The sequence below is a fragment of the Massilia violaceinigra genome, assembly GCF_002752675.1.
Lineage (GTDB): Bacteria > Pseudomonadota > Gammaproteobacteria > Burkholderiales > Burkholderiaceae_D > Telluria_A > Telluria_A violaceinigra.
The window spans coordinates 7273545-7287669 of sequence record NZ_CP024608.1; the positions used below are offsets into that span (position 1 = coordinate 7273545).

Consider the following 14125-nt stretch of genomic DNA (forward strand, 5'->3'; position numbering starts at 1 on the left):
GTATGACTCTTTCGGAAAGAGATGGGGGGTGGCCAGCTGGCCGCCCTACTCGCCCTGCGGCAAGGCGCGCGCAAGGCTCATGCGGTTAAACAGGATGCCGACCGGAACCAGCACCAGCTGGTCGTCGAATTCGCCGCCGGCCAGGCTGGGGTCGCGCTCGCGCGCGCGCTGGACAAACGTGGTGGTGGCGCCGGCATTGACGCGCTCATCCACATTGGTGCCTGACCTGTCCGGCTGACGCACGCCGTGCACGCTGATGCCGCCATGCTCGCGCCCGTGCGAGAGCACCACGGCGGCGGCGCACTGGGTGGCCATCGAACATTCGGCGGCGCCCACCTGGTACGCCAGGCGAGCGTCGCGGCGCGTGAGCACCGACTTGGTGCCGAAGGCCACGGTGGGCTGGATGGGCGCCGCGCTCATCACGGGCGACACGCTGTAGCGCAGCAGCTTGCCCCAGCCGTCGCCGGGCGCCAGCCCCAGGGTAACCCAGGGCAGCAAACCGGTGCAGCGCTCTTCGCTGTCGCAGCGGCCCTCGTACTCGCGTCCGCCGCCGCTGCCGCTCACCTCCAGCGCCGGCCGCGGCAAGCGCCCATTGGCCAGCGCAAAGCCGAGCAGCGCTTCGCGCGCCTGGGCCAGCGCGGCCGCGCTGCGCCGCTCGGGTCCGGCGTGCATATCGGTTTTCGCGATGCCGGACATCAGCAGCGACGCCGCGCCCAGGCCGGCCACGGCCAGCATCAGCAGCAAGGCGGCACCGTCCTGGCGCCGCCTTGCCATGGCGCGCTTTACAGGCGCCATACCTTGATGCCGGCCTCAAGCAGCGCGACATGGTCGAACGCGGCCTTGACGTCGATGAACACGCCGCCCTTGATCAGCTTCTTCTGGAAGTCCTCGATCGAGGTGGCCATCAGCTGGCGGTGCGAGACGGCGGCCACGAGCGCATCGGCGCGCGGCAATTCATCCCAGCTGACCAGCTTGACGCCGTATTCGTGCATCGCTTCCTCGGCATCGGCATACGGGTCGTGCACGAACACCTCGACGCCGTAGGTTTTCAGTTCGGTGATGACGTCGGCCACCTTGGAATTGCGCAGGTCGGCGCAGTTTTCCTTGAACGTCAGGCCCAGCACGTTGACCTTGGCGCCCTTGATGTAGCTGCCGGCGGCGATCATGTTCTTGATGGTCTGTTCGGCGATGAACTTGGCCATGCCGTCGTTGATGCGGCGGCCCGCGAGGATCACTTGCGGGTGGTAGCCCAGCATGTCGGCCTTGTGGGTCAGGTAGTAGGGATCGACGCCGATGCAGTGCCCGCCCACCAGGCCCGGGGAAAACTTGAGGAAGTTCCACTTGGTGCCGGCCGCCTTGAGCACTTCGGAGGTATCGATGCCGATCTTGTCGAAGATGATGGCCAGCTCGTTCATCAGCGCGATATTCAGGTCGCGCTGGGTGTTTTCGATGACCTTGCACGCTTCGGCCGCCTTGATGCTCGAGCAGCGGTGCACGCCCGGCTTGACGATCGATTCGTACATTTTGGCGACCTTTTCCAGCGTCTCCGGGGTGTCGCCGGCGACCACTTTCAAAATCGTGGTCAGCGTGTGTTCCTTGTCGCCCGGGTTGATGCGCTCAGGGGAATAGCCGACAAAGAAATCGTCCTTCCACTTCAGGCCCGAGGCTTTTTCGAGCACGGGGATGCACACTTCCTCGGTCGCGCCCGGATACACGGTGGACTCGTAGATGACGGTGGCGCCCTTCTTCATGTGCTTGCCGACGACCTGGCTGGCGCCGATCAGGGGGCCGAAATCGGGGTTGTGGGCGATGTCGACCGGGGTCGGCACGGCCACGATGATCAGGTCGGCGTCGGCCAGGCGGGCCGGATCGTTGGTGTACTCGGCGTGCACGGCCGCGGCCATCTGCTCGTCCGACAGTTCGCGCGACGGGTCGACCCCGCGGCGGCAGGATTCGACTTTGGAGACCGAAATATCCAGGCCGATGGTCGGGCCCAGTTTCGCGAACTCGACAACGAGGGGGAGGCCGACGTAGCCGAGACCGATGACGCCAATTGTGCTCATAAAAACTGCCCTTGAAGAAAAGGTGAAAATTCAGTGAAACTACGGTGAAGCTGCGGTGAACGTGTCAGGACTGCGGATCAGCGCCGCAGGGCTTCCTTGAAGAACAGCCCGATGAAGGCCATATCGTCGATGAAATAGCGGCGGAACATGCGGCGCGGTTCCTGCAGGAAGCGGTAGAACCACTCCAGGCCGCATTTCTGCATCCACAGCGGCGCGCGCTTGACCCGGCCGACGGCCACGTCGAAGGTGCCGCCCACGCCCATGGCGAAAGGAATTTTCATGCGCGCCTGGTACTGGCCGAGGAAATGCTCTTTTTTCGGCGAGCTGATGGCCACGAACAGCAGGTCGGCGCGCGCCGCGGCGATCTGGTCGACGATGCCCTCTTCTTCGTCCGCCTTCCAGTAGCCGTTGCGGTAGCCGGCGATGACCAGGCCCGGGTACTTGATTTCATACAGGCGCTTGACTTCGGAAACGACTTCCTCGCGCGCGCCGAGCAGGTACACGCGCCAGCCCTTGATGGCGGCGTGCTTCATCAGCGCTTCGTACAGGTCGACCCCGGAAACGCGCTCCTTGAGGGGTTTACCGAGCAGGCGCGCAGCCCACACCACCGGCATCCCGTCCACGCTGATCAGGTCGCAGCCGTTGACGATGCGCCGCAGCTCCGGGTCGCGGTCGGCCTTGACCAGTTTGTCGACGTTCACGCAGACATGCTGGTGCGGTTTGCCGTCGGCGATAAAACCTTCCACTTTTTGCAAGGTTTCATCCATTGTCAGGTTATCGATATGACAACCCATCATGGTGATGCGGCCGCTCACGCGGCCTCCCGGGCGCCCAGCGCGGCCAGCTCGGTGGTGAGGATGGCGACGATGCGTTCGGCAGCCTTGCCATCCCACAAATGCGGACGGCGGCCCTGCTTGCCTTCGCCGTTCAAGACCTTGCGCGCTTCGGCCACGATGCGCACCGGATCGGTACCGACCAGCACGTTCGAGCCTTCGTCGACGGTGACCGGACGCTCGGTATTGTCGCGGATGGTAATGCAGGGCACGCCCAAGGCCGTGGTTTCTTCCTGCAAGCCGCCGCTATCGGTCAGCACGACCGCCGCGTCTTTCCACAGGTTCAGGAAAGCCATGTAAGCCTGCGGGCCGACCAGGGTCACGTTGGGACCGAGATCGATGCCGAACGAGGCCAGGTTGGCGCGCGTGCGCGGGTGCACCGGGAAGATCAGGGGCAGGTCGGCGGCGATCTCTTTCAGGGCGCCGCCGATGCGGGTCATCATGGCGGCATCGTCGACATTGCTCGGACGGTGCAAGGTGACCACGCCGTAGCGGCCGCCGCTGGCGCTGCGCGCCGCCTTGAAGGCGCTCGTTTCGTACTCGGACGTATCGGTGGCGGTGAGCTTCTCGGCCTGGTACAGCACGTTGTCGACCATCACGTGGCCCACGTAGTGAATGGCGGAGTCCGGCTTGCCTTCGCGCTGCAGGTGGCTCACGGCGCTCGGTTCGGTGACGAAGAACCAGTCGGTGATGCTGTCGGTGACGAGGCGGTTGATTTCTTCCGGCATGGTCATGTCGCCGCTGCGCAGGCCGGCTTCGACGTGGGCCACGGGGATGTTGAGCTTCTTGGCGGAAATCGAGCAGGCCAGCGTGGAATTGACGTCGCCCACCACCAGCACCGCGGCGGGACGCTCGGCCACGCACAGTTCCTCGAAGGCGACCATGATCTTCGCGGTCTGCTGGGCATGGCTGCCGCCGCCGGCGCCCATGAAGATGTCGGGTTGGGGGATGCCGAGCTCTTCAAAGAAAACGTCATTCATTTCGCGGTCGTAATGCTGGCCGGTGTGAATGATCTTGAAGGTCAGCGTGGCCTGGCTTTGCAGGGCACGGACGATCGGCGCGATTTTCATGAAGTTAGGTCGAGCACCAGCGACCAGGTAGATCAGGGGCATAGTCATCCGGGATTTATCAAAACCATAATTATAGTGGGAAAGGCACGTTTGTCCCGCAATTTGTCTGATGTGCGCGCCGGTCGTTGTTGCATTGCAGCAGAAAACACTTTTTTCCATTCTCGATGCATAAAAAATAAGTTTCCAAACGGCTAGTTCCAGCCGCGCATGGCGCCCTGCGCCCAGTGGCGGCGGGGGAAAAGTGCGCCCCAATAAAAAAAGGCCGCTTCGCGCGGCCTTTCCATGTTGCAGCGCCCAAGTGGCGCCGAAAGCGCCGGAGAGGGTGCCATTGGGCTGTTCCCGATGGCTGCCCTGCCCCTGCGCTTGCACTTTGTTACATCTCTTACGTCTGCTTTTACGCCTGTTCGTGCGTCCGCGCTTACTTCACCGTGACATCGGCGTCGGTCACCGTGATGGTGCGGGCACCGAGGGTGATGGTGGCGCCGCTGGCCGAGTACACGATCGTCGGTTTCGGGCTCAGGCAGTCGGCCCGCAGGACCGAGACGAACACGCCGCGCGTCTTGGCCGTGGTGTAGCTGAACTTGTTCCACTGGTGCGGACCGGCCGCGATGCTCGGGGCCGGCGCGTAGCCGGCCGAGCCGGTTTGCGTCAGCGGGTCGGGCGAGGTCACCGAGCCGCACATCTCGGCCGGCGCCACATCGGCGCGGAACGCGGCTGGCACGCCAACCAGCGGCACGACCGTGTGCAGGTTGTACTCGTACTTGCGCGGCGTGGCACTGTTCAACTGGTCGACCGTCACCAGGGTCGACGGGCGGATGAACACCAGGGTGCGCTTGGCCTGGGTCAGCTTGCCCGCGTAGGCCGCGGTGGCGTCGCCGGTCACCACGTCCCAGCCGGCCGACTGCAGGAACTTGGTCAGCTTGCCGGAGGAAGCTTTTTCGCCCAGCCCGGACAGACCCAGGTACTGGCCCTGGCCGCCGTCGAAGGTGATCGCGTTGTGGGCCTTGGTCTGCTTGTAGTACTCACGCCAGTGCGGCGAGTTGTAGTAGTCGTAGTGACCGCTGTCCATCGCCAGGATCTTGCCCTTGGAATACATGACAAAGCCGTTCTGGTCGCCGTGCGAGTGGTTCAGCGAACCGAAAGGGCTGCTCTTGAAAAAGACCGAGGTGCGGTTGCGGTCGACCAGCATGCTGTGCATGGCGGCCCAGCCGACGGCCGGGAAATAAGCGCCGTTGGGCGTATTCGACGGCAAGTCCGCGATGCCCTGGTATTCGCGCGGGCTGAGCATGATGTGCAGGCGCGCATAGTCTTCGCCGCTCATCTGCTTGGCGTACCAGCGCGAGAGCACGGTATCGGAGCGGTTCATGATGGCCTTGCCGAAACGGGCCCAGTCCTCGCCGCGCCGCACTTCGGCGCCATCGCCGAACACGCCGGCCGGGGTGCCCGGCGGCAGCGCATAGGCGACAAAACGGGCAAATTCCGCCACCCACGGTTTTCTGTAGAACGGCACGCCCAGCACGCGCTCGATCAAGTCCCACATCAGCAGCGACTCGCCCGCATCCCACTCGGCATAGCTGGAACCGTTGGCGAAACCGCCATCCTCGCCGCCCCACGGGCTGGTGCTGAACACGTATTCCTGCACGGCCGGCGCCAGCCAGGCGTTCACTTCCGGCATGTCGCCGCGCACGATCAACAAGGCGCCGACGAATTTGCCGAGGGCGTTGAAGGAAATGCTGTTTTCAGGGTACCTGCGCACCTGCTCCGGGGTCTTCAGGAGATTGGCATTGCCGCAGGCGATGATGATATCCTTGACCATCTGGCGGTCGGCGGCCGTCATGGCGCTGTAGGCGAAATCGTAGGCCAGCGCGTACGACCAGGCATAGTCGCGCGTTTCGGCGACGTCGCCGGCGCACTTGCGCGCCAGCACCGGCGGGCCGAACAATTGCATGCGGGCCCGCATCTCGGTCAGGAACCACGGGTCGCGGGTCAGGTACCATCCCAGCGCCGCTTCGCCCATGCCTTCGAGGATACGGCTCTGCTCCCACCAGCTGCCCATGCGCACCGATTCGGTGTTGGAATTGATCTGGGTGCGCAAGGAGGTGGTGATGCCGCTGACGGCGGTGCGCTTCAGATAAGCGGTCATGGCGGCCAGCGCCTTGGCGCGCTCGGCCTTGGTGGCGGCCACGATGCCGGCGTAGTCGGCCTGGCCCTTGAACAGGCGCGGGTGACCCATGCGCGGGGTGGTGGCATCGAATTTGGTGATCGCGGCGTTCAGCGATGTGGGGCTCAGCGCGGTCGCCGTGGCGGCCAGTTCAGCCGTGGTAAACATCTTCGGCGCGGCGGTAAAAGTCTGGGCCGCAGCGGGCAGGGCGGCCGCGGCGACAGTCAACGCGAAGGCGCTTAGTGCTTTTATCATGCTGCTAACTCCTTATAACGTCTCGCAAGACGCTCCAATACTGTTTCGACCATATATTCGGACCTGACACGCGCCAGTCCGGAAGCAGAGATCGTATCCGCAAGGATATTATCGTCCAAGATGCGCAAAATTGAGGCACCGAGATCAACGGTATTGCGCGGTTGCACCAAAATACCACACTTTCCTTGCGACAACATTAATGGAATCGCGCCAATGCTTGTCGCAACGACAGGAATCCCGCACGCCATCGCTTCCAGGATCGACATCGGCATCTGTTCAGTATGTGACGGAAGCGCAAAAACGGCGGCCTCGTCCATCAATGCGGCGCGCGCCGCACCATCGACCCAGCCCGGCAAGGCCACCGCCGCGCCCAGGCCGAGTTCGTCGGCAAGGGCGCGCGCCTGGGCGATATCGCCCTCGCCCGCCAGCACCAGGCGGGCCTCGGGACGGGCGGCGTGGACGGCGGCAAAGGCGCGGATCAGGTCGAACACGCCCTTCTTGTCTTCGATGCGGCCGAGGAACAGCACGTCGCGCAGGCCGCGCTTGCGCGGCTTGGCGGGCGGTACCGCCACCGGGTTGGGAAACACTTCGACGGCGGCCAGGCCGGCGCGCTCGCGCAGCCAGGTGGCCGAATCGTCGGTCAGGGCAAACGCGGCGGTCGACTTGGCGACGGTGGCCACGGCCAGGCGCTGGGCCCAGCCCGACAAGCCATTGTCCATGAAGTCGCAAAAAGCGCCGCCGTGCAGGTGGAACAGCACCGGGCGTCCGAACAGGCGCGCGGTGCGGATGAAAATCGCCTTGCGCCAGAAGCTCACGCCGGAGGCGACATGCACGTGCAGCAGCGCGACTTTGCCGCGCAGCAGCAGGCCGAGGAACTGGGACAGGGCGATCCCCGCCTGCAGCGCCTTGCGCGGCATCGAGCCGTCCACGTGGCTGGCAATGAAACGCGTATTGCCGTCGGCGCCGTAGCCATGTTCATAATACGTCTTGATGACGCTGGCGATGCCGCCGCGCGCTGTCGGCGACGGGCCGATCATAATGACCAACTTCTTCATGCTGTTCCATCCGAATCGAGGTGGGCCGCGCCCAGGTAAGTGGAAATATCCAGGTGCTGCAGCAGCAGCTTGTGCTTGCCCGACACCGAGCGCCGGATCTCGTCCACGCGCACGATCTCGACCGACAGGCCGCCCTGGGTCTTGGCGTGGATGCCGGCGGCCAGGGCGTCGCGCGCGCTTTTCGTCAGTTCGGCGTTCGAGAGCACCTTGAGGGTGGCCTTGCCCGGCGCGGTCTGCTCGAACTGCATGCGGTCGGCGCTGGCGAGCTGCTCGAAGTGGGCCGCGCCGATGGTGCAGATCGACACCAGGCGGTGGTCGTGGCACACCAAAAACTCTTGCAGGCGCCCTTCGATGCGCTCGACCACGGCAAACCCGGGCCGGGTATGGTTCGGCGCCGCGCTCCACATGGCCAGATCGCCCGTGCGGTAGCGGATCAGGGGCATGACCCGGTTGTCGAAGCCGGTGGCGACGATTTCACCGAGCACGCCGGGGGTGTCGATGCTGCGTCCGGCGGTGTCGACCAGTTCGACCTTGCCGTACAGCGGCCAGAAAAAATAGCGCGCATCGTCCGGCGCCGAGATCGCCTTGACGGCGCGCTCGGAATGGCCGTAGTCGAGCAGCACGGGGCAGCCGAACACTTCCTTGAGAAGATCGACCTGGTAATCGTAGATATTTTCCGAAAACAGCTGGATGGCGCGGATGCGCGCCGTGATGTCGGGCGCCGGGTTGGCCTTGAGCCAGCGCGCCAGCGGCACCAGGGCCGAGGGAAAGGCGTGGATGAAGGCCGGCTTCCACTTGCGCAGCGCCTCGACGTAGCGCGGCATGTAGGCCGGCTCCAGGTGGTCCGAGGACAGGTGCAGGTAGCGCTTGATCGGATCGAACATCCACAAGGCGCCGTCCGGGCGGCCGGCGCCGGGCACGGTGCGCCCGCGCAGGGCCAGGATGATGTCGTTGCGGCCGACCCCGGCGATCTCGTCGAAGGTGGAGTTGTAGGCAAAATCCTTGGAGCGCGAAACGTACTTTTCCAGGTATAGCCTCATCGGCACCGAAGTCGAGCCGCCGGTAAACGCCATCAGGTGGGTTTCCGGTCCCATGCGGGTCGACAGGTAGCGGCCGGTATCGGCCTTGATCTCTTCCTTGGTCAGCAGCGGAAAGGCGGCCAGCAGGGCGGCGGCCGAATCGCCGCGCGCCAGGGCCGGTTTCAGGGCCGCGTTGGCGGGCACGGTCTCGATGGCCCAGCGCAGCGTCTCCATCAGTTTTTCGTCGGCGCGCCGGCTCAGCCACGCGAGATCGCCGCTACGGGCGATCTCGCCGACAAACTCGTGGTACTTGGCCCCGTAGCGCAAGCTGGCCGGGGCCAGCGAATACAGCTGGCCGATGGAACTCTTGATCCACTGCGGCGCTGCCGTGTAGAACTTGAGAAAGGGGTGGACCATGTCTTCTATGGGCATACGGGTTCGCTCTGTTGTGTCTGGCGGGCCGGCTGGCCCGTCCTGGTTCGCGCGGCGCCGGCAGCAGCCGGCCATGCGCGCGGGCGAGCAATCACGCCAGCCCGACGCGGGCAAGCTTGCCCGCCACTGCCTGGAAAATGGCTTCATAACGATCCAGCATGCGCTCGGCGTCGAAGCGCGCGCGCACGGTTGCCAGCGCGCCCTGCCCCAGCTGCGCGCACAGGGCCTCGTCGCTGAAACGCGACAGCGCCGCCACCAGCGCATCGACGTCGCCGGCGGGATACAGCAAGCCGTTGACGCCATGCTCGACCTGCTCGCGCATGCCGCCGACATCGCTGGCGACCAGCGGCTTGCCGAGCGCCATGTATTCCAGGGTGGCGATCGGGAAATTCTCATCGTGCGAGGTGAGCGCCATCACATTGCACATGGCGATATAGGGCCGCACATCCTGCTGGAAGCCGGCCAGCAGCACGGCATCGCGCAGGCCGAGCGCATCGATGCACGCTTCGATCTGGGGCCGCATGCTGCCGTCGCCGACCAGCACCACGCGCGCCGCCACGCCCTGGGCGCGCAGGCGCGCCAGCGCGGCCAGCAAATCGACCTGGCGCTTTTCCTCGCGGAAGATGGCGCACAGGCCGATCACCAGTTCGTGCGCGCCGAAACCATGCTCGCGCCGCATGGCGGCCGCCTGGTCGGCCACGCGCGCCACCGCGAAATGGTTCAGGTCGACGCCGTTATGCACCACCTCGCTGCGCGCGTCGCTCACGCCGAGCGCCTTGAAGAAGCCGCGCTGCAGTTCGCTGATATAGATGGTGCACTGGGCCATGCGGTAAAACTGGCGGTACACCACGAAACGCAGGCGCTGCTTGCCGCCGCGCTTGACCACGCCCATGCTGTGGTTGATGAACACCAGCTTGGGGCGCTTCCTGGCGCGCAGGCCGGCGATCGCGGCGCACATCAGCGAATACTGGGAGGTGCCGATCATCACGTCGGGCTCGAACTGGTCGACCAGGGCGGCCAGGCGGCCCATGGCGGCGTAATCGAAGCCATCTTTCGCGTGGCAGCACAGCAGCGGCGCCACCCCGCCCTGCTCCAGGTCGGGGGCCAGTTCGGCCGAATCCTTGAGGTAGCCCAGGGCCACCTGGTGGCCGCGCCGCACCAGGCCGGTGGCCAGGGCTACTGTGTGGCGTTCGCCGCCGCCGAATTTCAGCTGGTCGGCGACGAACATGATTTTCATCGTCGTCATGAAGGCTTTCGCATGGATAGTCAGTTCGAATCGGGCCTGGCGGCGCTGCCGCCAGGGACCATCAGCCGGCGCGGCTGCGGTCGATGGCTTGCTGCATATGCCCCTTGAGCGCATCCGATACGCGCTGCGGCGCGAAGCGCTGGGCCACGTCTTCCGGCAGCACGGGGGCCACGCCCGCTTCCAGGCTCGCCAGGCCGACGCGCAGCATGCGCGTGATGGCTTCGATATCGTCCGGGGCGGCGCAGGCGTCGGGGCTGCCGGCCCATTCGGCGATCAGGTCGGCCGAGGTGCCGGGCGAGGTGATGCCCCAGACCGGGCGGCGCGCGCCGATGTATTCGACCAGCTTGCTCGGCAAAAACACGCTCGGGCTGGCGCTCGGGGCGTCGATCACCAGCAGCGCATCGGCCTCGCGCGCCAGGCGCAGCGATTCGCGGTACGGCACCTGGCCGCACAGCGTCACCAGGCCGGGCGGCAGCGATGCCAGCGCCGCCGAGGCCAGGAAAATCTTTTGCAGGGGACCGACGAACTCGAAACGCACGCCGTCGAGCGCGCCCGGCTGGCGTTCCAGCATGCGCGCCAGGGCCTTGAACAGCGGCTCGGGCGAGCGCGCGCCGTAGCAGGCGCCGATGTGGCGGATGACGCGGCGCGCGTCAGGCGGCTGCGCAGCCGGCTGGGCCGCTTGCGGCGCCGCCGGGCCGAAGTTTTCCATGTCCCAGGCGTGCGGCAGCACGGCCGCCCTGGCGCGCCAGGCGTTCGGGTATTTGCTCATCACCATCTCGAGCGTGCGGCTGGAGGTGAACAAGACCTGGTCGGCGCTGGCGATGACGCTCTTTTCCATTTCCGCATTGATGCGCAGCACCTCGGGCGTGCCCGAGTGGAAAGGATTGCCGGCCCACGGGTCGCTGAAGTGCACCAGCCACGGCAAGCCGGTGGCGCGTTTCAGGTCCAGGCCCAGCAAGTGGTCGCTCATCGGCATGCCGAAGCTGACCAGCACGTCGGGCCGCTTGGCGGCGATGTGCGCCAGCGCGGCGCGCTTGGCCAGCGCGCGCCAGCGGCCCAGGCCGTCCGGCGTGGTGCCGTAGGTCGGGACCACGCGCCGCGCCAGGCGCAGCAGGCGGCCCTTGAGGAACATGCCGGGGTTGTGCACGCACAGGGAATCGACGCGCTGGAAGAAATCCGGATACTGGTCGTAAGCGTCGGGGAACTCCGCATCCTGGCCGTGCAGCATGGTGACCTTGCCGTCCAGGTGATACAGCTGGCGCCCGATCTGGATCGCCTGCGGCGTCAGCTTGGGCGGCGCGTAATAGCAAATGGCAAAAATATTCAAACGCGCTCTCCGAAGGCGGCCAGCGAATCGAGAATGCGGCGCGAGGCATGGCCGTCGCCGTAGAAATTGCCGCCCACGCCATCGCCCAGGGCGCCGTCGAGCAGGGTCGCCACGGCATTCACGATGCGCTCGCGGTTCGGGCCGACCAGGTGCACCATGCCCGACGCCGTGCCTTCCATGCGCTCGGTCACATCGCGCATGACCACCACCGGCTTGCCCAGGCTAGGCGCTTCTTCCTGCACGCCGCCGGAATCGGTCAGCACCACGGAAGCGTTGATCATCATGGCCACGAACGGCAGGTAGTCGAGCGGCTGGCACAGCACCAGGTTGGCGAAACCGGACGGCACCAGGAACTGGTCGACCGCGCCGCGCACGGCCGGGTTCGGGTGTACCGGGAACACGAAATCGATGGCGGGGTAGCGCGCGCACAGCTCGGCGATGCCGGTGCAGATGGCTTCAAAGCCGGCGCCGAAGCTCTCGCGGCGGTGCGCGGTGACCAGCACGAACGGACGGCGCGGGCCGATGAAGCGCTCCAGCCCTTGCGGGGCGAGCGCGGCGCCGACCTGGGCGCGGCAGGCCGGATCGGTATTCAAGCGTTCGCGCACCAGGTACAGGGCGTCGATCCCGGTGTTGCCGGTGATCAGGATGCGCTCTTCCAGAACGCCTTCGCGCAGCAGGTTGACCTTGGCCGGGGCGGTCGGCGGGAAGTGCATTTCGGCGATCTGGCCGACCAGCTTGCGGTTCATCTCTTCCGGGAACGGTTCGTAGATGTTGCCGGTGCGCAGGCCCGCTTCGACGTGGGCCACCTTGACCTTGGCGTAGAAGGCGGCCAGCGCGGCCACGAAGGCGGTGGTGGTGTCGCCCTGGACGATCATCCAGTCCGGACGGACCTGTTCGAGCACCGGCACCAGGCCGTCGAGCACGCCGGTGGTGACGCCGGTCAGGGTCTGGCCCGGCTTCATCAGGTTCAGGTCGAACTCGGGCACGATGCCGAAGAAGGCCAGTACGCTGTCGAGCATCTCGCGGTGCTGGGCGGAGACGCAGACGACGACCTCGAAGCCGCCGTGCGCGCGCGCGGCCAGGACCACCGGGGCCAGTTTGATCGCCTCGGGACGGGTACCGAAGACGAAGAGCAGTTTTTGCGTAGCGGGCATGATTAATCCTGAGTGGAGGGAGTTGGGGATGGCACTTGGTGCGTAAACAGGGCGCGCGCCTCGGGCACGACGCCGGCCAGCTTGAGCAGCACGGCGTACAGCAGGCAGTACACCAGGCCGATCAGCAGCGCTTCGATAAAGGGCGCGGCGACCAGGTCGGCATGGTCGAACAGCGCGGCCAGGGCGCCGGCGCCGAGCGCGGCGCCGAGGATGCGCAACAGGGTGCCCCAGCGCTGCAGGCGGCGCACCGGCACGCCGGTCACGCGCGAGACGCGCCAGAAGCTGAAGGCATTGCCGGCGGCCAGGGTGACGACATTGCCGAGCGCGGCGCCCGGAATACCGAACAGGGTGGCGCCGATGAAGCCGGCTGCCAGGCTGATGAACAGCATCACGCCATCGGCCATGAGCAGGAAGCGCCCCTGGTTGAGCACCACGGTCAGGGTGCTGACCTCGACCGCCACGCCCAGCAGCGCGAGCGCATTGATGCGCATGACGTCGGCGGCGATCAGGTACTTGGCGGTGTAGACCACGGTGACGATGTGGACCGCCAGCACGGCCGAGAGCACCAGGGTCGGCAGCAGCACGAAGGCGGCGGCCAGATTGGCGCGCTGGTTCAGGCGCAGCATGCCGGCCTGGTCCTTGCTCGATTCGAGCTTGGACAGGCGCGGCGAAATCGCATTGTTGACGCTGTTTCTCACCAGCGCCACCACCGGCATGATCACCGCGCCGATGGAAAAGGCGGCAAAGGCCGAGGCCGGAAACAGGGCGGCGGCCACCCACTGGTCGGCCTGGCCGCGCAGCAGGAACAGGGCCGAGGCCAGGCCGAACGGCACCGCGTACACCCACTGGGTGCGCAGCGCGCCGCGGTCGAGCGGAAACACCTTCCAGCCGTAATTGCGGCCGATGTGCACCAGCAGCAGGGCGACCTTGATGGCGGCGTACAGCACCAGGGCGCCGAAGACGACGTCGGCGCGTCCGGACAGGGCCGCGGCGGCCACCATCAGCACGCGCAGCACCGCCAGGCCGACGATGGTGCGGGCCTGGCCCGGCACGTCGCCGCCGGCATTGGGCAGGTATTCGATCAGGTTGGCGGCCACCCACAGGGTGAGAAAGGCCGGCATGAACCAGGCTGCGCTGTGCATGGCGCGCAGGCTGGCCGGCAGCAGCGGATTCCACGGTCCCAGCAAGAGGCCGGCGCAGGCGCCGGAAAACAGCAGCATCAGCAGGGTCTGGTGGACATAGGCCGCGCGCGCGCTCTGCTCGGTGCGCGGCAAGAAGTAAAACAGGCTGCGCGGCAACGCGAACGGCGCCACCGCCATGGCCGTGGCAATGGCCAGCCAGGCCAGGCGGTAGTCGGCAAAGGCGGCGGTCGGCAGCAGGCGCACCAGCGCGATCGGCAGCATGAACTGCAGGCCGAAGTCGAGCATGTTGGCGGCGGTCAGCGAAACCGCGCCGCGCTTGAGGCTGGCGCTCATGGCGCCACCGCCCCAGGGACCGGCTGACGATGGAT

Annotated in this window: 11 protein-coding genes; all 11 read right to left on the bottom strand. The window is 66.2% G+C overall.

What is annotated here, in order from left to right; all coding sequences use genetic code 11:
- Positions 1-45: 45 nt before the first annotated feature.
- On the bottom strand, positions 46-795 hold the full coding sequence (locus tag CR152_RS31420) for a hypothetical protein (protein WP_099881588.1): 750 nt from the start codon (positions 793-795) through the stop codon (positions 46-48).
- Positions 783-2063: a nucleotide sugar dehydrogenase gene (locus tag CR152_RS31425; RefSeq protein WP_099881590.1), complete on the bottom strand. Its 1281-nt coding sequence runs from the start codon at positions 2061-2063 to the stop codon at positions 783-785. The genes CR152_RS31420 and CR152_RS31425 overlap by 13 nt, the downstream gene beginning before the upstream one ends.
- 77 nt (positions 2064-2140) lie before the next feature.
- A complete protein-coding gene (locus CR152_RS31430; RefSeq protein WP_229413739.1) occupies positions 2141-2878 on the bottom strand; it encodes a WecB/TagA/CpsF family glycosyltransferase in 738 nt (245 codons plus the stop codon).
- Positions 2875-4008 carry a non-hydrolyzing UDP-N-acetylglucosamine 2-epimerase gene (gene wecB, locus CR152_RS31435; protein WP_099881592.1) on the bottom strand — a complete coding sequence of 378 codons (1134 nt, stop codon included), beginning with the start codon at positions 4006-4008 and terminating at the stop codon, positions 2875-2877. The genes CR152_RS31430 and wecB (CR152_RS31435) overlap by 4 nt, the downstream gene beginning before the upstream one ends.
- A 376-nt stretch (positions 4009-4384) precedes the next feature.
- Positions 4385-6382: a heparinase II/III domain-containing protein gene (locus CR152_RS31440; RefSeq protein ID WP_099881593.1), complete on the bottom strand. Its 1998-nt coding sequence runs from the start codon at positions 6380-6382 to the stop codon at positions 4385-4387.
- A complete protein-coding gene (locus tag CR152_RS31445; RefSeq protein WP_099881595.1) occupies positions 6379-7437 on the bottom strand; it encodes a glycosyltransferase family 4 protein in 1059 nt (352 codons plus the stop codon). The genes CR152_RS31440 and CR152_RS31445 overlap by 4 nt, the downstream gene beginning before the upstream one ends.
- Positions 7434-8888: a phenylacetate--CoA ligase family protein gene (locus CR152_RS31450; protein WP_167399979.1), complete on the bottom strand. Its 1455-nt coding sequence runs from the start codon at positions 8886-8888 to the stop codon at positions 7434-7436. The genes CR152_RS31445 and CR152_RS31450 overlap by 4 nt, the downstream gene beginning before the upstream one ends.
- A 91-nt stretch (positions 8889-8979) precedes the next feature.
- Entirely contained in the window at positions 8980-10134 is a 1155-nt protein-coding gene (locus CR152_RS31455) for a glycosyltransferase family 4 protein (protein ID WP_167399980.1), read from the bottom strand.
- A 61-nt stretch (positions 10135-10195) separates the two neighbouring features.
- The gene (locus CR152_RS31460) at positions 10196-11461 is read right to left on the bottom strand and encodes a glycosyltransferase family protein (protein ID WP_099881600.1); all 1266 of its coding nucleotides are present in this window, start codon (positions 11459-11461) and stop codon (positions 10196-10198) included.
- On the bottom strand, positions 11458-12615 hold the full coding sequence (gene wecB, locus CR152_RS31465; protein WP_099881603.1) for a non-hydrolyzing UDP-N-acetylglucosamine 2-epimerase: 1158 nt from the start codon (positions 12613-12615) through the stop codon (positions 11458-11460). The genes CR152_RS31460 and wecB (CR152_RS31465) overlap by 4 nt, the downstream gene beginning before the upstream one ends.
- Before the next feature lie 2 nt (positions 12616-12617).
- The gene (locus CR152_RS31470) at positions 12618-14090 is read right to left on the bottom strand and encodes a lipopolysaccharide biosynthesis protein (RefSeq protein WP_099881606.1); all 1473 of its coding nucleotides are present in this window, start codon (positions 14088-14090) and stop codon (positions 12618-12620) included.
- Positions 14091-14125 lie beyond the last annotated feature (35 nt).